The sequence below is a fragment of the Bradyrhizobium sp. GW821-FHT13H06 genome (assembly GCF_058803975.1).
This window is the reverse complement of record NZ_JBXAPN010000005.1, coordinates 204440-224849: the sequence shown is the minus strand read 5'-3', so window position 1 is coordinate 224849 and position 20410 is coordinate 204440. Positions and strand designations below refer to the sequence as shown.

The following is a 20410-nucleotide window of genomic DNA, read 5'->3' as shown; positions in this document are numbered from 1 at the left end:
CAGCTCAACATGGATATTTCGACATGAACGATCGCGTCAATTCCGACACCACCACGTCCCGCAAGATCTTGAGGCCGCGCCGGCTCGTGCTGCTCGGCACCGTGGCCGCGCTGGGCGTGGCCGCCCTGTCAATGGCGCCAGGCTCTGCGCCGTTCGGTACGAACTCCTTCATTACGCCGGCTCAGGCTGCGGAAGCCGCCGCGACGCCGCCGGGCTTCGGCGATCTGGTCAGCAAGGTCAAACCCGCGGTGATCTCGGTGCGGGTGAAGATCGACCAGAACAACGACAAGACCGCGATGCTGCAGCAGAACCGGATGGATTCGGACGAGAATACGCCGTTCGACCAGTTCTCGCGACAGTTCGGCTTCCGCTCCCCGGGCGGCATGAACGGCATGCCGCGCCAGCGCCATCAGATGATCACGGGCGAAGGCTCCGGCTTCTTCATTTCCGCCGACGGTTATGCCGTGACCAACAACCACGTCGTCGACCACGCCGAGTCCGTCCAGGTGACGATGGATGACGGCACGACCTACACTGCGAAAGTCGTCGGCACCGATCCGAAGACCGATCTCGCGCTGATCAAGGTCGATGGCAAGAAGGACTTTCCGTTCGTCAAATTCTCCGACCAGAAGCCGCGCATCGGCGACTGGGTGGTCGCGGTCGGCAATCCCTTCGGTCTTGGCGGCACTGTGACGGCCGGCATCGTCTCGGCCAGCGGCCGGGATATCGGCAATGGTCCCTATGACGATTTCATCCAGATCGATGCGCCCATCAACAAGGGCAATTCCGGCGGCCCGGCCTTCGACATGAACGGCAACGTGATCGGCGTGAACACTGCGATCTTCTCGCCCTCGGGCGGCTCGGTCGGCATCGGCTTCGACATTCCGGCCTCGACCGCCAAGCTCGTCGTCGCGCAATTGAAGGACAAGGGTGTGGTCACCCGAGGCTGGCTCGGCGTGCAGGTGCAGCCCGTGACATCGGATATTGCCGACAGCCTCGGCCTCAAGGAGGCGCGCGGGGCGATCGTCGACAATCCGCAGGATGGCAGCCCGGCGGCGAAGGCCGGCATCGAGGCGGGGGACGTCATCACCGCCGTCAACGGCACCACGATCAAGGACTCCCGCGACCTCGCCCGCACCATCGCCACCTTGGCGCCGGGCACGTCCGTGAAGCTCGACGTCTTCCGCAAGGGCGACAGCAAAACGGTGACCCTGGCGCTCGGCGAGCTGCCGAACGAGCGGCAAGCCAAAGGAAATGGCAATGCCGACGAGGGCAGAGGGCAGCCGAATGCCGGCACGCCGCGCCTCGGCCTCAGCTTGGCGCCGGCAGGTGACGTCCAGGGTGCGGGCCAGAAGGGCGTCGTCGTCACCGAGGTCGATCCGCAAGGGCCGGCGGCACAGCGCGGCATTCAGACCGGCGACGTCATCCTCAATGTCGGCGGCAAGGCCGTTGCCAATGTCGGCGACGTCCGTTCGGAACTGGCGCAGGCCAAATCGTCGGGCAAGCGCAGCGTGCTGTTGCAGGTCAGAAGCGCGGAGGCGACGAGATTCGTCGCAGTTCCGCTCGCGTAGAGACGCGCGCATCGAGCGACGCAGATCAAAAAAGGCGGCCCTCGGGCCGCCTTTCCCGTTCAGCCTCGAAATTCCCGTTGGGTTGTTGATAACATTCTCGTTAACCACAGGAATGGTGACGCAGTTCGTCCGAAAAAGCCGTGTTCGCTCATCACAGTTCCAGCACCGCTGCGGCAAGGGAGTCGCAAAGGTGGGTTGCAGTCGTGGAACTTCGAGCCTGCCGCTGCTTTGTGGAACTTGCCGGCGGTTCGCATTTGATCGGTGCCGACATGGTTCGATTGAAGCTCTCGCGGAGGAGTACACTGCTCGTAGCGTCATTTGTGCTCTGGGGCGGAAACGCGCTCGGGCGTGACGACGGCCGCTACGCGAACTCCCCCCTGAAACCATGGTTCGACAGTCTGCGCAGCCAGCTCGGCCCGTGCTGCTCGGATGCGGATGGATTTGCCGTCGCCGATCCCGACTGGGAGTCGCACAACGGGCGTTACCGCGTGCGTCTGGATGGGCAGTGGATAGATGTGCCGGACGAAGCCGTCATCACCGAGCCAAACCGGGCCGGCCGCACCATGGTGTGGCCGGTGAAGACGGCGTTCGGGATTTCGATCCGCTGCTTCATGCCGGGCAGCATGATCTGAGAGAGGTCAGCGTCAGCGTTTGCTGGATTTGCGCTTCGACGACTTCTTTGACGACTTGCTTGACTTAGACGATTTTCTCGACGTCTTCTTGGCACTCTTCCGCTTCGATGCCTTCTTCGGGACCTTCTTGCCCTTCTTGCGCGCCTTCGACAGTCCGATCGCGATTGCCTGCTTGCGGCTCTTCACGCGGCCGCCGCGTCCCCCGCGCCCGCTCTTCGCGGTACCCTTTTTGTAGCGCCGCATCTCGCTTTCGACATCGCTGCCGGAGCTGCGTGAGTAGCGACGTTTCTTTGCCTTGCGTGCCATCCATGCTCTCCCTTGGCGAGGAGAACCGTTCGGCTCCGCCATGGTTCCGGCAGCGCGTACACAACGTGCAGGTGCGCGGCGCAGCTAGAAGGAGTTCGCCAGTTCGATCTCCGCCTCCAGCGCCTGGATGCGCCGTGCAGCCTCACCGAAGGACAGGTCCCGTGCAAATTGGGCGGGTTGATAGGCCTCATCGCTCAGCCGCTTCAGCCTGAGACCCTGCGCCCGCGTCATCTGCTCGCCGAGAAAAACCCTGGCGTCGTATTTACCTTGAACCTGCATCTGCGTTCTCCGTTCTGAAATCGTGACTTGACTATATGTTCTTATTTTGTTCTAACAAGCCATGGACAACAGAATTAATGAAATTCGACGTAAAATCAGAGTCTTGAGGCTCGAAATGGCCGACGTCGAGGCGTCGGTGCGCGATCTCGTCGAGCGCGGCTGCGACTGCACGGAAAGGGCCCTGGCGCAGATGGATCTGCGCCGGAGAATCAACCTCCTGATCGGCGAATGGAAGGCAGCTGGCGGCAGCGACGTTCTGCCTGACGTCCGCGACCGGGTGCGCCTTCGTCCCGCGAAGACGGGCAATCCCGTGCGCGCGAGCGGGCCCCGCTGATCAGGGAGCGCGGCGGAGGAGGAGCTGGACGCGCACCGGATTTGAAACTGCGCCCGAGTCCCAAGAGAAAGGGCCCCGCAACGGGCGGGGCCCTCGATGGATTTCCAGGGAGTGGCCTATTTGGTGTTGGTCATGCCGCCTTTGTTCGTCATGGTACCGCCCTGATCGGAGCCGGGGCCGGAGCCGCCTTGGCCGGAAGGATCAGCGCCCTTGGAAGACTTGGTGTTGGCGCCGGTGGTCTGCGACGATGACATCGAGGATCCATGCTTGGCCTTGTGTGACTTGGCCTGCACGGCGAACGGCGCGGCGGCAAGGCCGGTTGCCAACATTACGGCGAGAGCGAGCTTGGTCGTCTTCATGCGGGAAACTCCCTGAGTTAATTTGACGCAGGCAGCCAACCGCTCTTCGCCGCAGGAGTTCCCGACAAAGCATCTCCCGCGGGTCACGCGCGCTTCAAGATTGCTTGTCCTCCTCAATGATGAACACGACGCCGGTGAGCGTCGCACCGATCGCGAACGTCGTCACCAAGGTGAGAGTGAAGACCAGAATGGCCTGGCTTCCGCCGTTATTGAGCAGGTTGGCCACGGCTGGATTGGACAGGACGAGCATGAGGCTGAAGGTGAGGCCGAGGGCCGCGCCCATCATTGCATGCGTCATCAGCTTGATAAGTCCGCTGGCAGAGATCAGCTCAGACGACTTCTTCGTGCGCATGGGAGTGCATCCCGAATTGGCATGCAAACACCCGCGTGCTTGTCCGGTTCCATTCGGTTGAAATAATTGTCATCGCCCGCTTCATCCGACGTTCATGCCGGGCTTGCGAGGATGAGTGCCATCAAAACGGGAACATGGATATGGGTAAGGTCGTCTTTCTTTACCGCTCGCTGGCCTATCGCAACGCGGCTGCGGACATCCTGCGCAAGGCCCGCAGGCTCCCGCGCGGAGCAGAGCGAAGCGCGGCGCGCCGCTACGCCAGGGCCCTGCGCGATCTCGCCCGGACGGAAGCCTGGCTGGAAGGGCGGGTTCCGCGCGAACCGCGGATGGCCCAGCGCATGACGAGCGCAGTGTCCGGTTAACCGGATGCGCGCTGCAATTCTGCGGAGCCGCCGGTGTCGAACTTGCCGGGTCCGGCGGTGGCCGTCCTGCGCGTCAGCGGCACCTCCAGGCGGCACAACAGACCTTCGGCGCGCCAATCGAACTGCGCCTGTCCGCCAAGCTGGGACTCGACGCTCGCAAGCAGGCTTCGCGTTCCGAAGCCGCGAGATTTCGGTGCCATGACCAGCGGACCGCCGGATTCCTCCCAGCTCAGCGTGAGCAGCTCGTCCTCGACCTGCCAATCGATTGCAAGCCGCCCCGATCGAGTCGAGAGTGCGCCATACTTGGCCGAGTTGGTGAAGAGCTCGTGGAGCGCGAGCGCCAGCGTCTGGGCCGTCGCCGGCAGCAACTGAACTTCGGGACCGGCCAATCTGATCTGGTCGCCGAGCGAATAGGGCGCAAGCTCCTCGTCGATCAGCCTCGAGAGCTCGGCGCCCTCCCAGCTCGACAGCGACAGGATGGTGTGCACGCGCGCCAGTGCATTGATGCGTCCCTCGACGGCGTTGACATAGTCCTTGACCTCGTCCGCCCGGGTGAGGCGCACGATCGACTGCGCCAGCGCCAGCGCGTTCTTGGCGCGATGATCGACTTCCCGCGCCAGGAGATTCTGCCGTTCCTCGGCGCGCTTGCGCTCGGTAATATCGACGGTGACGCCGCTGACGCGCACCACGCGCCCGCTCTCGTCGACCGTCGCCGCCGCCGTGCCGACGCACCAGCGTACCTCGCCGTCGGGCCGCACGATGCGGAACTCAGTTTCATAGGCGCGCGTGCCCTTGTTGAATTCGGCGATCGCCTTGCGCAACTGATCGACGTCATCGGGATGCAACAGCGCCTGGACGTTGGCCGGATTGACCTCGAAGCTCTCGGGGCCGACGCCGAAGATGCGGTATTGCCCCTCGTCCCACATCCAATCGCCGCTGATCCAGTCCCAGTCCCAGGATCCCATCTTGCCGGCAGCGATCGCCATGCTGCGCCGCTGCTCGCTCTCGCGCAGCTTCGCGGTGGAGCTCTCCAGTTCCGCAGTGCGTGCGCGGACGCGGTCCTCGAGCTCGTGGTTCAGCCGTTCGAGCTCGCGCGTCTTGCGGTAGAGTTCGGCAAATACCTTGATCTTCGCGCGCAGCACCTCCGGCACGACCGGCACCGGCACGTAATCGACCGCGCCCATCTCATAGCCGCGCAACCGGTCGATGTCGCTGACCTGGATGGCCGAGATGAAGATCATGGCGGTCTTCTGGAAACGCGGATGCTCGCGGATCATCGCGGCGAGCTCGAAGCCGTCGAGCTCGGGCATGCAGACGTCGACCAGGATCACCGCGATCTCGGTCTTGAGCAGCACCTCCAGCGCCTCTCGCCCCGAGGAGGCGATCACGAGGTTCTCGCCGAGATCCTTCAGGATCACCTCATAGGCGAGCAGCTTGGCCGGCTGATCGTCGACGAGCAGGATGTTGACCTTTTCGTGGTCCATATGCGGGCCCAACTCAGCGGTGCAGCCACATGCGGATCGCAAGCAGCAATTGGTCGGTGTTGACCGGCTTGGCGAGATAATCGGACGCGCCGGCTTCGAGGCATTTCTCCCGGTCGCCCTTCATCGCCTTGGCGGTCAGCGCAATGATCGGAAGACGGGCGAAGGCCGGGTTCTCGCGGATCACGCCGATGGTCTGATAGCCATCCATCTGCGGCATCATGATGTCCATCAGCACGATCGCGATCTCCGGATTGGATTCGACCAGTGTCACAGCCTCGCTGCCGGTCGTGGCCGTCAGCACTTTCATGCCGCGCCGTTCCAGCACACTCGACAGGGCGAATATGTTGCGGGCGTCGTCGTCGACGAGCAGGGCGGTCTTGCCGATCAAGTCCTCGTCGGAACTGTTCAGCTTCTCCAGCATACGCTGCTTCTCGATCGGCAGCTCCGTGATCACGCGGTGCAGGAACAGCGCGGTTTCGTCGAGCAGGCGTTCCGGCGATTCCACGCCCTTGACCACGATGCTGCGCGCCATGGTGTGGAGTTCCGCGTCCTCCTCCGCCGAAAGCTCGCGGCCGGTGAAGACCACGACCGGGATGTTCGACAGTCGCTCGTCGTTGCGGATGTGGTCCAGCACCTCGAAGCCGCTCATGTCGGGCAGCCGGAGATCGAGCACCACGCAGTCACACGGCTGCTCGCGCAGCGTCGAAAGTGCCTCCGCGCCGGTGGCCGTCGACACGATCTCGATGTCGTCATGGTACAGCAGCTCGCGGATCGAAAGCTGCTCGGCCTCGTTGTCCTCGACGATCAGCAGCCGCTTGCGCCGCGGCCGCGCATATTCCTTGATTTGCGTCAGCGCGGCTGAGACGCCTTCAGGCGTGGTCGGCTTGTTGACGAATGAGAACGCGCCCCGCGCCAGCGCATGCTGGCGGTCCTCGTCGAGCGTGATGATCTGCACGGGGATGTGGCGGGTCAACGGATTGTGCTTGAGCTGGCTCAGCACGGTCCAGCCGAGCATGTCGGGCAGGAACACGTCGAGCGAGACTGCTCTCGGCTGATACTGCTTGGCGAGCTCCAGCGCCTCCGCGCCCCGTGCAGCGACCAGAACCTTGAATCCCTTGTCGCGCGCGAGGTCGACCAGCACACGCGCGTAATGCGGGTCGTCCTCGACGATCAGGAGGATGCTGTCGCCAGGCTCGAGGTTCAAGCGGTCGTCGGGAAGCTGCTCGATGACGCGCTGCTGCTCCGGCGCGGCCGGCTGCAGCGCAGGCGTCTGGCTGTATTGCTGCGGCGCCGGCGCGGCCCGCGGCGCGAGCGTCGGGCCGGAATATTTCAAGGGCAGATAGAGCGTGAAGGACGAGCCCTTGCCCGGTGTGCTGCGGAGATGGATCTCGCCTCCGAGCAGGCTCGCGAGTTCGCGGCTGATCGCCAGCCCGAGGCCGGTGCCGCCGTATTTCCGGCTGGTGCCGGCATCCGCCTGCTGGAACGCCTCGAAGATCAGCTTCTGCTTCTCCAGGGGAATGCCGATGCCGGTATCGGACACTTCGAACGCGATCACCGCCGGCGCGGAGTTCAGCACCGGGTGATCCGTCCCCCAGCCGCCGATCGCGCCGGCGACCTTCAGGCGCACTTCGCCTTCGGCGGTAAACTTGAAGGCGTTGGAGAGCAGGTTCTTCAGGACCTGTTGCAGGCGCTTGGAGTCGGTGACGATACTGCGTGGCAGGTTCGGATCGACGTCGATCTTGAACGACAGATTGCGGTTGTCCGCCTCGTGCCGGAACGGGCGGCCGACTGTCTCGAGCAGGTTCGCGGTCAGGATCTCCTCGGCGTCGACCGTGACCGTGCCGGACTCGATCTTGGAGAGATCGAGAATGTCGCTGATGAGGTTGAGCAGGTCGGTGCCGGCGCCGTGGATGGTGCGGGCAAATTCGACCTGCTTGGCCGAAAGGTTGCCGTCCGGGTTGTCGCTGAGCTGCTGTCCGAGGATCAGGATCGAATTCAGCGGCGTGCGCAGCTCGTGGCTCATGTTGGCGAGGAACTCGGACTTGTATTTCGAGGTCAGCGCAAGCTCGGTCGCCTTCTCCTCGAGCGCGCGGCGAGCCTGCTCGATCTCCTGGTTCTTGCGTTCCACCTCGACGTTGCGTTCGGCGAGCTGCTGCGCCTTCTGCTCGAGCTGGTCGTTGGTCTGCTGCAATTCGCGCTGCTGGGTCTGCAGCTCGCCGGCGAGCTGCTGTGACTGCTTGAGCAGGCCTTCGGTCTGCATCGTCGCCTCGATCGAGTTCAGAACGATGCCGATGGAGTCGGTGAGCTGTTCCAGGAACGTCATCTGCGACGTCGTGAAGGAGACGAGGGAGGCGAGCTCGATCACGGCCTTGACCTGGCCTTCGAACAGGACCGGCAGCACGACGAGGTTTTTCGGTGCGACGCGGAACAGCGCCGAGTTGATCGGCACCACGTCGGACGGAATGTCCGAGACCATGCGCGGCCGCTTGTCGAGGGCGCACTGGCCGATCAGGCCTTCGCCGAACTGGAGCACGCGCTGATAGGGATAGATGCCGTCGCTGGCGTAGGATGCGAGCAGCAGCAGCTGGGAATTGTCCTCGTTCTCGACCTGGTAGATCACGCCGGTATGGGCGTTGACCAGCGGCGACAGCTCGGTGAGCAGCAGCCGGCCGACAGTGGTGAGATCGCGCTGGCCCTGGAGCATGTTGGTGAACTTGGCGAGGTTGGTCTTCAACCAGTCCTGCTCGGTGTTCACGTCCGTCGTCAGACGGAGATTCGTGATCATCGTGTTGATGTTGTCTTTCAGCTCCGCGACTTCGCCGCGGGCGTCGACCTGGATCGATCGCGTCAGGTCGCCCTTGGTCACGGCGGTCGCCACTTCCGCGATGGCGCGCACCTGAGAGGTGAGGTTGGCAGCCAGAAGGTTCACGTTGCCGGTGAGATCCTTCCAGGTGCCGGCGGCGCCCGGCACGTTGGCCTGGCCGCCGAGCCGGCCTTCGACGCCCACCTCGCGCGCAACCGACGTCACCTGGTCGGCGAAGGTCGCGAGCGTCTCGGTCATGTTGTTGATGGTGTCGGCGAGGGCCGCGACCTCGCCCTTCGATTTGACGGTGAGATTCTGCTTCAGATCGCCGTTGGCGACGGCCGTGACGACCTTGACGATGCCGCGCACCTGCTCGGTGAGGTTGGCCGCCATGAAGTTCACGGTGTCGGTGAGGTCCTTCCAGGTGCCGGCGACGCCTGGCACCTGGGCCTGGCCGCCGAGCTTGCCCTCGGTGCCGACCTCGCGCGCCACGCGCGTGACTTCGCCGGCGAAGGCGTTGAGCTGGTCCACCATGGTGTTGATGGTGTTCTTGAGCTCGAGGATTTCGCCCTTGACGTCGACGGTGATCTTGCGGGAGAGGTCGCCGCGCGCCACGGCGGTGGTCACTTCGGCGATGTTGCGGACCTGCGTGGTGAGGTTCGCCGCCAGGAGGTTGACGTTGTCGGTGAGGTCCTTCCAGGTGCCGCCGACGCCGGGCACGACGGCCTGACCGCCGAGCCGGCCTTCGGTGCCGACCTCACGCGCCACGCGCGTGACTTCGGCGGCGAAGGAGCGGAGCTGCTCGACCATGGTGTTCAGCGTGTCCTTCAGGAGAAGGATCTCGCCGCGCACGTCCACCGTGATCTTCTTCGAGAGGTCGCCGCCGGCGATCGCGGTCGCGACCTCGGCGATGTTGCGGACCTGGGCCGTCAGGTTCGAGGCCATGAAGTTGACGTTGTCCGTGAGGTCCTTCCAGGTGCCGGCGACGCCGGGCACTTCGGCCTGGCCGCCGAGCTTGCCTTCGGTGCCGACCTCGCGCGCCACGCGCGTGACTTCGCCGGCGAAGGCGTTGAGCTGGTCCACCATGGTGTTGATGGTGTTCTTCAGCTCGAGGATTTCGCCCTTCACGTCCACGGTGATCTTGCGGGACAAGTCGCCGCGCGCCACGGCGGTCGTCACTTCGGCGATGTTGCGGACCTGGGCGGTGAGGTTGCCCGCCATCGAATTGACGCTGTCGGTGAGATCCTTCCAGGTGCCGGCGACGCCGGGCACGTTGGCCTGACCGCCGAGGCGCCCTTCGGTGCCGACCTCGCGCGCCACGCGCGTCACCTCGCCCGCGAAGCGGTTGAGCTGGTCGACCATCGTGTTCAGCGTGTCCTTGAGCTGAAGGATCTCGCCGCGCACGTCGACGGTGATCTTGCGCGACAGGTCGCCGCCGGCGATCGCGGTCGCCACTTCGGCGATGTTGCGGACCTGGGCGGTGAGGTTGCCCGCCATCGAGTTCACGCTGTCGGTCAAGTCCTTCCAGGTGCCTGCAACGCCGGGCACGCCGGCCTGGCCGCCGAGCTTGCCGTCGGTGCCGACCTCGCGCGCGACGCGCGTGACTTCACCGGCAAAGGCGTTGAGCTGGTCGACCATCGTGTTCAGCGTTTCCTTCAGCTGAAGGATCTCGCCCGACACGTTCACCGTGATCTTCTTCGACAGATCGCCCTTGGCGACCGCAGTTGCGACCTCGGCGATGTTGCGGACCTGGCCTGTGAGGTTCGAGGCCATCGAGTTGACGCTGTCGGTGAGGTCCTTCCAGGTGCCGCCGACGCCGCGCACGACGGCCTGACCGCCGAGCTTGCCCTCGGTGCCGACCTCGCGGGCGACGCGCGTGACTTCGCCGGCGAAGGCGTTGAGCTGGTCCACCATGGTGTTGATGGTATCTTTCAGCTCCAGAATTTCGCCACGCACGTCCACGGTGATCTTCTTCGACAGGTCGCCACCGGCGACCGCCGTCGTCACCTCCGCGATGTTGCGGACCTGCGCAGTCAGGTTGGAGGCCATCGAGTTGACGCTCTCGGTGAGGTCCTTCCAGGTGCCGGCGACGCCGAGCACGTTGGCCTGGCCGCCGAGCCGCCCTTCGGTGCCGACCTCGCGCGCGACGCGCGTGACCTCGCCGGCAAAGGCGTTGAGCTGGTCGACCATGGTGTTGAGCGTCTCCTTCAGCTGAAGGATCTCGCCGGAGACGTTCACCGTGATCTTCTTCGACAGGTCGCCGCTCGCGATCGCGGTGGCGACGTCGGCGATGTTGCGGACCTGCGCCGTCAGGTTCGAGGCCATGAAGTTGACGTTGTCGGTGAGGTCCTTCCAGGTGCCGGCCACGCCGGGCACCTGGGCCTGGCCGCCGAGCTTGCCCTCGGTGCCGACCTCGCGCGCGACGCGCGTCACTTCCGAGGCGAACGAGTTGAGCTGGTCCACCATCGTGTTGATGGTGTCCTTCAGCTCCAGGATCTCGCCGCGCACGTCCACCGTGATCTTGCGCGACAAGTCGCCGCGCGCCACGGCGGTCGTCACGTTGGCGATGTTGCGCACCTGTGCGGTCAGGTTGCCGCACATCGCGTTGACGCTGTCGGTCAGGTCCTTCCAGGTGCCGGCGACGCCCGGCACGATCGCCTGGCCGCCGAGCTTGCCGTCGGTGCCGACCTCGCGGGCGACGCGCGTCACTTCCGAGGCGAAGGAGCGGAGCTGGTCCACCATCGTGTTGATGGCTTCCTTGAGCTGCAGGATCTCGCCACGGACGTCGACCGTGATCTTCTTCGACAAGTCGCCGTTGGCGACCGCGATCGTCACCTCGGCGATGTTGCGAACCTGGTTGGTCAGGTTGTTCGCCATCGAGTTGACGCTCTCGGTCAGGTCCTTCCAGACGCCGGTCACCTCGGGCACCTGGGCCTGACCACCGAGCTTGCCCTCGGTGCCGACCTCGCGCGCCACGCGCGTCACCTCGGAGGTGAACACGCCGAGCTGCTTGATCATGGTGTTGACGATGTTCGCCGACTGCAAAAACTCGCCGCCGAGCGGACGGCCATCGACGTCGAGCTTGACGGTCTGGAGCAGGTCACCTTGTGCGACGGCGGCGACCGCGCGCGTCACCTCGCGCGTCGGCCACAGCAGGTCGTCGATCAGCGTGTTGACCGAACCTTCCATGTCGGCCCAGGAGCCTGAGGCGAGGCCGAACTTGACGCGCTGGCGGGTCTTGCCCTCGCGGCCCACCACCTGGCCGACCAGCTCGAGCTGCTGCGCCATGCGCTGGTTGGCGGCGATGATTTCGTTGAGAGTGTCGGCGATCTTGCCGTCGATACCGAGGTAGTCGCCGCTCATGCGCACCGAAAAGTCACCGCTGCGCATGGCCTGCAAGGCGAGCAACAGTTCCGCCCGGGAATCCGACTCCGACGTACCGTTGGTTTTGGGCTTTGGGACGCGACGACCGGAGCCTGATGCAGTTCCGGGATCGAGGTCGCTCATACTGATTCCCCCGCAGGCGTTCGCCGAATCCGCGGCACGACGCGTTTGGTCGAAATGAAATAGAGCGTCAGCCAAATTCGAAATCAAGCGCCAAGGTGCGGCGCGAGGAATTGGAACCCGCTTTGCTCAGCCCGATGGAATTAACAATGATCCGCCGAATTGGTTCCACGCCCAGAAGGATGTCCTGGTGGGAGCCGCCGCTCTGCTCGTCCCTTGCCCGGCATTCCATCCTTCGGAACGGAGCACCGAGCCCTAAGGTTAACCCGCCGAGAAGAACGGCTATGAAAGCAGGACTGGCCGTCGTCGCCATTACTGTGTTTGCCGCGGGATCGGCTCTGGCACAGGGCGGTGCGCCCAGCGGGCGCGGGGCCGTGACTGGCGATCCCGCCGCAAGCTCCGCCAGCCCGCGGGCGGAAACACCGACCACCGGAACGGCCAGCCAGTCGAATCCAAGCGGCAGCGGCACGTCATCTTCGCGCGGCAAGGACGACAATGGCGATGCGGGTCGGGACAAGATGCCGGAGAGTGATCGCACCGTACGGCCGCAGAGCCAGCAACGTCATCCTAACGACAAGTAGAAACGGCTACTTGTCCGCCATGGTACGCTCGGCGTCCCTGACCTGCGAGCGCAACATCGGGAGCTGTTCGCGCGCGAACGCTGCGAGCGCTGCATTGTCGGGCGCCTTCAGATAGCGCTCGAGCAGTCCGATGACCGATTCATACTCGGGAATCTGCGCGGCATAGAAACTCCTGACGTAGGTCGGACCATCCGACATCTCGGGCTCGACCAGGCTCGCGGTCGAGGATGTCGCCTTGCCGACGCGCGGCTCTGCGCCAATGGCCTCCTGGACCTTCTTCAGGCCCTTGTCGCGCTTGGCCGCTTCCTCGGCGCGCAGGGCAGCGAGGTTCTTGACCTCTGCATTGCCCTTGAGGTCGGTATTCTCGAGAAGACCCTGTTGAAATCGGCTGAAATTGTAGACGCCGCTGATAACCTCAATCGCGGTCGGTGGCCGTTCGCCGGGCTTTCGCTCGCCGGTGCTGTCGGCAAGCGCCGCAGTGTTGATGAACGCCAGGATGAGGACGGCAAGAACTCGCATCGGTATCAATGATGAACGGCTTGCGAAGTTCCCTGACCATTACGATCCGGTAAGCGGGTTGCGGCGCAAGAGTTCCGTCCCCACGTCATCCACATGAAACAGTCTGACATCTTCAGGGATAACGCCGACAATTGTCTTCAGCTTGCCGAGCGAGCCGAGGGACAACCCGCCCATAAGCGCTATTCGCGCATGGCCGACGCCTGGACGGCACTCGCCGACGAGCAGGATTGGCTCGACGGCGAAGTCCCGCCCGTTGCGGTCCGCGCTCCTCCAAAGCGGAAGGCGTGAGACGCTCGTTCTCGTGAATCTGCGTGTGAGACCGCTCACGGAAGGCAAGCGACCGATCTGCGACCATCCGGGAACATTCGATCGCGTCGATTTCCAGTTCAGAAGGAGGTTTTGGCGATGGCTCCACGTCTGGCTCTTCTTTCCCTCATTCTCGCCTTTGGCGTCTCGGTCGCATTCGCAACGGTGACGACGTTGCGGCAGGTGCATCTCGAGAACGCATCTGCCGCGATCCACGCGGTGCGCAGTTAGCGCTGTACCGGAACATTCGACGCCGCGGTGCGTAGGCGTTCCGAGACACCAGAACAAGCGAGAACCCCACCATGGCCCATTCCGACCAAGGCATCGTCAAGGACAAGCGCGGGGAGGAGCAGCCGCGCGACAAGGAGCGTGCACAGTCCGTGCACAAGACGAACCCGAAAGGTTCGCCTTCGCGTGAAGCGACGCGCGATCCCAAGCTGAACGACAATAGCAAGACGCCAGGCTCCGGCGTAATGCCGGACGGCTCTAGCGACGCGACAGGTTAATTCTCACGGAACGAATCCCCGCGGGAAGAGTCGACGGATTGCTTCCGGTTGTCATGCCCCCGGTGCGCCGGAAGCAATCTCCAAGGACGGCCCTGGCACCCACCGTGCCAGGGCCGTTTCCTATGGGCAGAGGGCCTTCTGTGCGTGCGTCAGCCGCTGGTGCCGCTCTCTGGATCTCCCTGAGTATGTCCGTCAGGTCCGCGACCGAGCACGCCAAAGCTGCTTGACTTCACGCCCACGGCGGCATCGACGCCGACGGCTGTCAGTCCGAACCTGAGGAGTTCGCGGACTGCGGCCGCCCGCGTCGGCATTCGGTGCTTGAACCGGAAATCGTCGATGGCGGCCAACTCTTCCGGCGAGAGCATGACCTGAAGGCGCTCGGCGCGAAGGTCGTTCATGGCGATCACGCAAATTGAGTAAGTTGAGTAGTTTACTCAACGAACAAAGCTGGCGGGAGTTCCGCCAGAGTCGGCAAAGTCTCTCAATGAGTAAAAATACACAGTAAAATCAATAAGTTAATTTTGGAAACATATCCTGCCATGGCGCATTCTTCTCGAAAGGGAGGAGAGGCCATGACGGACGAAGTCACGTTACCTCGCAAGCTTTCCGAAGAGCCGGAAGCGTCCAAGGAAGCGTCCAAGCCGGTGCGGCCAAGCCACCAGAAGATCATCGATCAGGTCGAGCGCTGGGCCAACAGCCCGGGGCTCCAGCCGCCGCAATCGCAGACGTCGACGACGGCGAAAGCGGGCTAGTTCAGGGCTTCACGAAGCGGGAGCCCTCCGCCGATGGCGAGTGGGTACCGCGACTGTGCGAGACGATGCGAAGCTTGCGCCTAAGCCACCAGGCCGTCACGGAAACGCTGACCCAGACCGTCAACGCGGCGATGAAACCGAGTGCGACGCTTGTACCGACGGTGGCATGGAAGACGACAGCGAACGCCGCGAGGCCGATGCCGCCGAGTGCTGCGCCTGCGGCATCGAGCGCTGCGGCCTTCTGTCCGCGACGCCGCCCGTTCAGCCCGGCCTTCTCCTTGGCGTGACGCTCATGGCTTTCGATCAGCGTCGCGCTGGCACAGAAGATGGCCGGAAGTGCAAGAAAGAGCCCGCCGACAGAAACGCCGAAATGCGAGCCGATAACTCCCGCGAGCACCGTCGCGCAGCCGCCGAGCAGGAAGCGAACGGCGTATTCGTACCACCGCGTCTGTTTCAGTGCCGATGACGACAGCTTCACCAGCATCAGGCGGCACCTCCCAAACCCGCGAGCAGACCGAAGGCAACCCCGAGCCATACGACAAATGCAAGGACCGTCGCGGGGAGCGCGCCGAGACGGATCCTCATCAGGAGATGGCAGACGACGAGGCTGTAGCAGGCGAGCGCGATGGCGCCATAGATCATCGTCCAGCTCGCGGCCGCGGCATATTGCGGGCCGTGCTGGACCACGGCGATGCCAAGGGTGGCCAGCGCGACCGACGGAGCTGCGCCGAGAAGCCCGGCAAAGCTCTTTGGCCGCAGCATGTCACCGAGGATTGCAAAGATGGATACGATCAGCCCGCCGGCGACGAAGCGCACGAGATATTCCGTCATGGCCGTACCCGCGAGGCTTCGGTCCGCTGCTGCGGTGATTTCGCCAGCGTGAACCGTCTGAACAGTCGCTCGATGACGATGCCGAGCGCGAAGCCTGCCACCACGTCGCTGATCCAGTGCGCCAGCAGCGCCACGCGCGTCAGCGACAACGCCACGGCGAGCGAGCGTGCCACGCGGCGCGAGGCCGGTGGCAACAGGCCGGCCGCCGAGGCGAGGGCGCCCATATGCACGGCGTGACCGGAGGGAAACGCGTCGTGGGGGCGTCCCGAACAAGGAATACCGTGCCGGTGGCCGCTCACGGTCAGCCGGTCAGGCCTCGTCTGGTCGAATACGGATTTCAAGAGATGCGGCACTATCGCCGTCACCAGCGATACCATCAGGACGTGATCGGCAACGGGACGCCGCTGCGGATGCAGGAGGCAGGTGTAGAGCCATCCGGCAGCAGCGAGCGCGAGCAGCACATGCTCGTCGGCGCCCCAGGTCATTGCCTGGGCGGTCTGCTCGAGGCCTGAGTTGGTATTGCGTGCGATCTCGTTGGCGATCGCCGTATCGATCCGGGTGGGGTTCACTGTTACGAGCGCCATCGCTCCGCCGGCGAGTTTTCCTCCATGACAGTTTTGTAAAGCCCGGAGAGAAAGAAGGTTCCTGAACTCTCACGGGGCCTTAGCCCGCCGCGCCGCAACTACGGTTGTCCGAAGCCGCCGGCGGCGCCAAAGACCTGTCCCGTCGCATAGCTTGCATCGGCGGCGGCAAGCTGCACGTAGATCGACGCGAGCTCGACAGGCTGGCCGGGACGGCCGAGCGGTGTCATGCCGCCGAATTTTTCGAGCTTGTCCATCGTGGCACCGCCGGAGACCTGAAGCGGCGTCCAGATCGGTCCGGGCGCGACGGCATTGCAGCGTTTCCTTGCGCTGCTGAGGACGCCAGCGAAGCCGCCGCGAGTGTCGCGCTCGCGGCGTGGACGACGTGCCGGCGGGACAGCGAGGTTTTGCCGTGGTTCGACATCATGCTCTCCGCGATGTTCGAACCTCAATGCGCGGAGACGGTCGTCGTTGCCAAGCGAAGGATGCCGGACGCGCCGGCGTCCTTCAGCAATGCGTTACTTGGTTTGACCGACGCTCGGCGCCTTGCCGAGCTCCTTGGCCATGTCGAGGTGGTGCTTCAGTGCCGGCAGGGTCTTGCCGGCCCAATCCTTGAGCGCGGCACTATCGCCGCCCTTGGCATAGCGTTCGAACAGGGAGACGGCGTCCTCATGCGCGCTGACCTGATAGGAATTGTAGTCCGAGCTGAAGTCCTTGCCGGAGGCGTTCTTGAGCTTGTCGAGCTTGCTCTGATGGGAGCTGTCGAGCGCGGTCGGTAGCGTCGCCTGCAACTTGCTGTCGTTGACAAGCCCCTTGAGCTCGGTGCTGGTCTTGGTGTGATCGGTCACCATCTGTTGGGCGAAGCTCTTTTCCTGCGCGTTGCCCTTTTGCTGGGCGAGCTTGCTCGATTCGATCTCGAACATGTCGCTGATCGCCACCTGCTTGACGAAGTCGGCAGTGGATGGCGCGACGCCGAGCGCCGAGTTGACGCCGGTCTTCTCGCCGAGCGACTGGGCGAGCCCGGGGCCCGCGAGAGCCACGCAGGCAAGTGCGATGATGGTTCGCTTCATGGTCAGATCCCTCCGATAAGTCGCGCGGCCGTTTGCCGGCGAATGTGCGCCGACCAACACGTCGCAACAGCCGAGGTTCCTAATCACCGGCCCGCAGGACGGCGACCGGTCCGCGGATTGAGCGGATCGGTCGCCTTTCGCCGCAGCCGCTCCGGAAGGAAAGGCTCCGCCGGCGTGGGGGTCGCATCAGCGCGTACGTCCGCGTGGTGCTGCGCCCGCTCATGCGGCGTGCGATTGTCGTTGATCTGCCGCTTGACGTCGAGGCCCCCGACCGGATCGTTGACGCCGTGCTGGATGTCGCGGAAGTCACTCATTGTTCACCTCATTGCTTCCCGGGCAGGATCGATTCGAACATCTGGCGCGCCGCACCCTTGATCATCCCGCTCTCGTTCGGATCGCCCTTCATCAGGGCGAGCGAGAAATTCTTCGCCTGCTGGAGCGTGATGTGCGGCGGCAGCGGCGGCACCTCGGGATCGGTTTTCACCTCCAGCACGACCGGCATCTCGCTCGCCAACGCCTGCTCCCAGGCCGGGCCGAGCAGCTGTGGGCTGTCGACGAAGACGCCGGTGAGGCCGATCAGCTCGGCGAAGCGCGAATAGGAGACATCGGGAATGCGCTGCGAAGCCTCGAATTTGGGATCGCCGTTGATGATGCGTTGCTCCCAGGTGACCTGGTTGAGGTCTTCGTTGTTGAAGACGCAGACGATGAAGCGCGGATCCCGCCACGTGCGCCAGTATTTCGCCGCCGTGATCAGTTCGGCCATGTTGTTCATCTGCATCGCGCCATCGCCGACCAGCGCGATCACCGGCCGGTCCGGCTGGGCGTATTTCGCGGCGAGCGCATAAGGAACCGCGGCGCCCATCGAGGCGAGACCGCCGGACAGCGAAGCCGTCATGCCGCGCCGCATCTTCAGGTCCCGCGCGAACCAGTTGGCACACGAGCCGGAATCGCTGGTGATGATGGCGCGGTCGGGCAGGCGCGGGGACAGTTCCCAGGCGACGAGCTGCGGGTTGACGGGCGCCGCGGGCTGATGTGCGCGGTCATCCAGCGTCTTCCACCATCTCGCAACATCGTCTTCAATGCCCCGGCGCCAGGCGTCGTCAGCCCTGGGCGCGAGTCGCGGCAGCAATGCGCGCAGCGTCTCGGCGGCGTCGCCGACGAGACCGACGTCCATGGGAAAGCGAATCGACAGCATGCTGGCGTCGATATCGATCTGCACGCCGCGCGCGATGCCTTCCTTGGGCAGGAATTCGGCGTAGGGAAAGGCCGAGCCGACCATCAGCAGCGTGTCGCACTCCATCATCATGTTGTAGCTGGGCTCGGTGCCGAGCAGGCCGATCGAGCCTGTGACCCACGGCAGGTCGTCGGGCAGCGCGGCCTTGCCGAGCAGTGCCTTGGCGCAGCCGGCCGACAGCCGCTCGGCAACCGCGATCACCTCGTCGGTGGCGTGAAGCGCGCCAGCGCCGACGAGCATCGCGACCTTCTTGCCGGCGTTGAGCACCTCCGCGGCGCGGTCGAGATCGGCCTCACGCGGCGTGATGCTGGGTGGGCTATAGCCAATGCCGGAATGCAACGTGCCGTGTTCACGGGGCGGATCCTCGTAAGGCTCCTCCTGCAGGTCGTTTGGCAGGATGATCACGGTCGGAGTCCGCCGCGCCAGCGCAATCCGCACCGCCCGGTCGATCAGGTGCCGCACTTGCGCAGGCGAGGATGCCTGCATGACGTAGGCGCCGGCAACGTCCTTGAACATCGAGAGAAGATCGAGTTCCTGCTGATAGTGGCCGCCGAGGGCGTTGCGCGACTGCTGGCCGACAATCGCCAGCACCGGCTGGTGATCGAGCAGCGCATCGTAGAGCCCGGTGACGAGATGCGAGGCGCCGGGGCCGGAGGTCGCGATGCAGACGCCGAGCTCGCCCGAGAATTTTGCGTAGGCGGTCGCCATGAAGGCTGCCATTTCCTCATGCCGCGACTGCACGAAGCCGATCTTGCCGCCGGCCCGGTTCATCGCGCCGAACACGCCGTTGATGCCGTCGCCGGGATAGCCGAAGATGTGGCGCACGCCCCATTGATGCAGACGCTGGACGATGAAGTCGGAGACGGTCTGGGACATTGCGTGTGGCCCTTGATTTGTCTGGTGCATGAAACTCAGAGAACGGCTCGTTTGGTGCGATGTTCCTGACCGCTCGCGGAACATGCACCGGAACGATCCCGTGCCTATCCGGTTGGTTTTGCACGTGGCCGAGTGGAGAATTGCGATGTTGAACCAAGACGAACTGGATCGCAGTGAGACGGGCCGTTTGATCGGCAGCGACAAGGTTGAGGGAACATCGGTCTATGGCGCCGATCGCAACCGGATCGGTTCGATCGAACGCGTGATGATCGACAAGATCAGTGGCAAGGTTTCCTACGCCGTGCTCGGCTTTGGTGGATTCCTGGGACTGGGCAACGACCACTATCCGTTGCCTTGGCAGTCGCTGAAATACGACACCGAGCTTGGCGGTTATGTCACCGGCATCACCACCAAGGAGCTGGAAGGCGCGCCCAAATATGGCTCACGAAGCGATTGGAACTGGAGCGATGACGCGGCCGTGCGTGGTATCAACTCCTATTACGGCGTCCCCTTGGCTTGACGTTTCAGGAAAGGGAGATCGATGAGCAAGGAACGGCCCAACGACGATCCCCGGAAGCAGAACGACTGGGGTTCGCATCGACAGACGGACAAGCCCTGGAAGGGCAACCCGGAGAAGGAGCAGGGATCGGACAACGTCAAACCCGATCTCGAGAAGTGGCACGAGGCGAAGACGCACTGAAGGTGCGTGCGCCCCATGGCAACCCAGTGAGCAAGCGCGGCGTCCATGGTGCCGGGCTGCTCCTTTGAGCCGTGCGATCACCAATGACAGCGCTGCTGTTGCAGGGCGGGGCGACGAGCGCGGCCGGCCGCTGCTGCACGAGCACAAGATCTGCGGCAAGCTGTTCGATCCCGTGATGGTGTGCTCGGAATGCGGCGAGCCGCTGCACGCCAAGCAGGCGCATGTGCATGCGGGGCCGGGGCGGGACCAGGCGGTGGGGTGAGAAGGTGCGGGATAGCGAACAGGGCTCTTCGTCCAGCGTGTCCCACTTCATGGTGCGGTCTCCGGCGACAGTCAGTCCAAAAAAGGAGCTGACATTAAGAGTCAATGCAGTACCGAAACAATGCTCCCAATCTTCCCTTGAGTTTGACAGTTCTATTTCAGAACTATAGTCTTCGGCACACTGCCCGCCGCATGCCCATAGCGGCT

At 64.2% G+C, this 20410-nt stretch carries 25 protein-coding genes and 2 pseudogenes; 12 read left to right on the top strand and 15 right to left on the bottom strand.

Features of this window, described 5'->3' with window-relative positions; translation table 11 throughout:
* The first annotated feature begins 23 nt into the window (after positions 1-23).
* Positions 24-1571: a Do family serine endopeptidase gene (locus AC1RQP_RS22600; protein ID WP_492938559.1), complete on the top strand. Its 1548-nt coding sequence runs from the start codon at positions 24-26 to the stop codon at positions 1569-1571.
* A gap of 269 nt (positions 1572-1840) precedes the next feature.
* Positions 1841-2203 carry a hypothetical protein gene (locus tag AC1RQP_RS22595; protein WP_492938735.1) on the top strand — a complete coding sequence of 121 codons (363 nt, stop codon included), beginning with the start codon at positions 1841-1843 and terminating at the stop codon, positions 2201-2203.
* A gap of 12 nt (positions 2204-2215) precedes the next feature.
* On the opposite strand, the gene AC1RQP_RS22590 is transcribed toward AC1RQP_RS22595, so the two are convergent.
* Both AC1RQP_RS22590 and AC1RQP_RS22585 read right to left on the bottom strand, forming a co-directional pair.
* Positions 2216-2509: a DUF6496 domain-containing protein gene (locus AC1RQP_RS22590; RefSeq protein ID WP_028176955.1), complete on the bottom strand. Its 294-nt coding sequence runs from the start codon at positions 2507-2509 to the stop codon at positions 2216-2218.
* A gap of 84 nt (positions 2510-2593) precedes the next feature.
* Positions 2594-2788 (bottom strand): DUF3072 domain-containing protein, encoded by a 195-nt coding sequence (locus tag AC1RQP_RS22585; protein WP_239621949.1) that lies wholly within the window; start codon positions 2786-2788, stop codon positions 2594-2596.
* 115 nt (positions 2789-2903) lie between these two features.
* Between AC1RQP_RS22585 and AC1RQP_RS22580 the strand changes: the two genes are divergently transcribed.
* Positions 2904-3122: a hypothetical protein gene (locus tag AC1RQP_RS22580; RefSeq protein ID WP_239621950.1), complete on the top strand. Its 219-nt coding sequence runs from the start codon at positions 2904-2906 to the stop codon at positions 3120-3122.
* A 116-nt stretch (positions 3123-3238) separates the two neighbouring features.
* On the opposite strand, the gene AC1RQP_RS22575 is transcribed toward AC1RQP_RS22580, so the two are convergent.
* Together AC1RQP_RS22575 and AC1RQP_RS22570 are read right to left on the bottom strand one after the other, a co-directional pair.
* Positions 3239-3481, bottom strand: a complete 243-nt coding sequence (locus AC1RQP_RS22575) for a hypothetical protein (RefSeq protein WP_028176958.1) — start codon at positions 3479-3481, stop codon at positions 3239-3241.
* 94 nt (positions 3482-3575) lie between these two features.
* Positions 3576-3833 carry a hypothetical protein gene (locus AC1RQP_RS22570; RefSeq protein WP_239621951.1) on the bottom strand — a complete coding sequence of 86 codons (258 nt, stop codon included), beginning with the start codon at positions 3831-3833 and terminating at the stop codon, positions 3576-3578.
* 140 nt (positions 3834-3973) lie between these two features.
* Between AC1RQP_RS22570 and AC1RQP_RS22565 the strand changes: the two genes are divergently transcribed.
* The gene (locus tag AC1RQP_RS22565; RefSeq protein ID WP_239621952.1) at positions 3974-4195 is read left to right on the top strand and encodes a hypothetical protein; all 222 of its coding nucleotides are present in this window, start codon (positions 3974-3976) and stop codon (positions 4193-4195) included.
* Here the strand turns inward: AC1RQP_RS22565 and AC1RQP_RS22560 are convergent.
* Both AC1RQP_RS22560 and AC1RQP_RS22555 read right to left on the bottom strand, forming a co-directional pair.
* Entirely contained in the window at positions 4192-5679 is a 1488-nt protein-coding gene (locus AC1RQP_RS22560) for an HWE histidine kinase domain-containing protein (RefSeq protein WP_492938558.1), read from the bottom strand. The genes AC1RQP_RS22565 and AC1RQP_RS22560 overlap by 4 nt on opposite strands.
* Before the next feature lie 13 nt (positions 5680-5692).
* The gene (locus AC1RQP_RS22555) at positions 5693-11989 is read right to left on the bottom strand and encodes a HAMP domain-containing protein (RefSeq protein WP_492938557.1); all 6297 of its coding nucleotides are present in this window, start codon (positions 11987-11989) and stop codon (positions 5693-5695) included.
* A gap of 281 nt (positions 11990-12270) precedes the next feature.
* On the opposite strand from AC1RQP_RS22555, the gene AC1RQP_RS22550 reads away from it, so the two are divergent.
* The gene (locus tag AC1RQP_RS22550) at positions 12271-12567 is read left to right on the top strand and encodes a hypothetical protein (protein WP_492938556.1); all 297 of its coding nucleotides are present in this window, start codon (positions 12271-12273) and stop codon (positions 12565-12567) included.
* A 6-nt stretch (positions 12568-12573) separates the two neighbouring features.
* On the opposite strand, the gene AC1RQP_RS22545 is transcribed toward AC1RQP_RS22550, so the two are convergent.
* A complete protein-coding gene (locus tag AC1RQP_RS22545) occupies positions 12574-13086 on the bottom strand; it encodes a DUF4142 domain-containing protein (RefSeq protein WP_492938555.1) in 513 nt (170 codons plus the stop codon).
* Between the two features lie 93 nt (positions 13087-13179).
* Between AC1RQP_RS22545 and AC1RQP_RS22540 the strand changes: the two genes are divergently transcribed.
* From AC1RQP_RS22540 to AC1RQP_RS22530, 3 genes are all read left to right on the top strand, one after another.
* Positions 13180-13374 carry a hypothetical protein gene (locus AC1RQP_RS22540; protein WP_492938554.1) on the top strand — a complete coding sequence of 65 codons (195 nt, stop codon included), beginning with the start codon at positions 13180-13182 and terminating at the stop codon, positions 13372-13374.
* A 117-nt stretch (positions 13375-13491) separates the two neighbouring features.
* Positions 13492-13623, top strand: a complete 132-nt coding sequence (locus AC1RQP_RS22535) for a hypothetical protein (protein WP_256456330.1) — start codon at positions 13492-13494, stop codon at positions 13621-13623.
* A gap of 71 nt (positions 13624-13694) precedes the next feature.
* A complete protein-coding gene (locus tag AC1RQP_RS22530) occupies positions 13695-13898 on the top strand; it encodes a hypothetical protein (RefSeq protein WP_131866421.1) in 204 nt (67 codons plus the stop codon).
* Positions 13899-14047: 149 nt separating this feature from the next.
* Here AC1RQP_RS22530 and AC1RQP_RS22525 read toward each other — a convergent pair whose 3' ends face one another.
* Positions 14048-14296 carry a hypothetical protein gene (locus AC1RQP_RS22525; RefSeq protein WP_239621956.1) on the bottom strand — a complete coding sequence of 83 codons (249 nt, stop codon included), beginning with the start codon at positions 14294-14296 and terminating at the stop codon, positions 14048-14050.
* Positions 14297-14470: 174 nt separating this feature from the next.
* Here AC1RQP_RS22525 and AC1RQP_RS22520 point away from each other — a divergent pair, with 174 nt between their 5' ends.
* Complete coding sequence (locus AC1RQP_RS22520; RefSeq protein ID WP_239621957.1) at positions 14471-14650, top strand: hypothetical protein; 180 nt, start codon at positions 14471-14473, stop codon at positions 14648-14650.
* Position 14651: 1 nt separating this feature from the next.
* On the opposite strand, the gene AC1RQP_RS22515 is transcribed toward AC1RQP_RS22520, so the two are convergent.
* From AC1RQP_RS22515 to AC1RQP_RS22485, 7 genes and pseudogenes are all read right to left on the bottom strand, one after another.
* Complete coding sequence (locus AC1RQP_RS22515; protein ID WP_492938553.1) at positions 14652-15134, bottom strand: hypothetical protein; 483 nt, start codon at positions 15132-15134, stop codon at positions 14652-14654.
* The gene (locus AC1RQP_RS22510) at positions 15134-15481 is read right to left on the bottom strand and encodes a DUF3147 family protein (RefSeq protein WP_239621959.1); all 348 of its coding nucleotides are present in this window, start codon (positions 15479-15481) and stop codon (positions 15134-15136) included. The genes AC1RQP_RS22515 and AC1RQP_RS22510 overlap by 1 nt, the downstream gene beginning before the upstream one ends.
* Entirely contained in the window at positions 15478-16065 is a 588-nt protein-coding gene (locus tag AC1RQP_RS22505; RefSeq protein ID WP_492938552.1) for a phosphatase PAP2 family protein, read from the bottom strand. The genes AC1RQP_RS22510 and AC1RQP_RS22505 overlap by 4 nt, the downstream gene beginning before the upstream one ends.
* Positions 16066-16163: 98 nt before the next feature.
* A pseudogene (locus tag AC1RQP_RS22500) lies at positions 16164-16415 on the bottom strand (SDR family oxidoreductase); the annotation flags it as partial.
* A 165-nt stretch (positions 16416-16580) separates the two neighbouring features.
* On the bottom strand, positions 16581-17132 hold the full coding sequence (locus AC1RQP_RS22495; RefSeq protein ID WP_492938551.1) for a DUF4142 domain-containing protein: 552 nt from the start codon (positions 17130-17132) through the stop codon (positions 16581-16583).
* Positions 17133-17215: 83 nt separating this feature from the next.
* Complete coding sequence (locus tag AC1RQP_RS22490; RefSeq protein ID WP_061878420.1) at positions 17216-17446, bottom strand: hypothetical protein; 231 nt, start codon at positions 17444-17446, stop codon at positions 17216-17218.
* Between the two features lie 8 nt (positions 17447-17454).
* On the bottom strand, positions 17455-19242 hold the full coding sequence (locus AC1RQP_RS22485) for a thiamine pyrophosphate-requiring protein (RefSeq protein ID WP_492938550.1): 1788 nt from the start codon (positions 19240-19242) through the stop codon (positions 17455-17457).
* 145 nt (positions 19243-19387) lie between these two features.
* On the opposite strand from AC1RQP_RS22485, the gene AC1RQP_RS22480 reads away from it, so the two are divergent.
* The 3 genes and pseudogenes from AC1RQP_RS22480 to AC1RQP_RS22470 all read left to right on the top strand — a co-directional run.
* Positions 19388-19762: a PRC-barrel domain-containing protein gene (locus AC1RQP_RS22480; RefSeq protein ID WP_492938549.1), complete on the top strand. Its 375-nt coding sequence runs from the start codon at positions 19388-19390 to the stop codon at positions 19760-19762.
* Between the two features lie 21 nt (positions 19763-19783).
* The gene (locus tag AC1RQP_RS22475; protein ID WP_492938548.1) at positions 19784-19942 is read left to right on the top strand and encodes a hypothetical protein; all 159 of its coding nucleotides are present in this window, start codon (positions 19784-19786) and stop codon (positions 19940-19942) included.
* 112 nt (positions 19943-20054) lie between these two features.
* Positions 20055-20204, top strand: a pseudogene (locus tag AC1RQP_RS22470) (winged helix-turn-helix transcriptional regulator); the annotation flags it as partial.
* Positions 20205-20410: the final 206 nt, after the last annotated feature.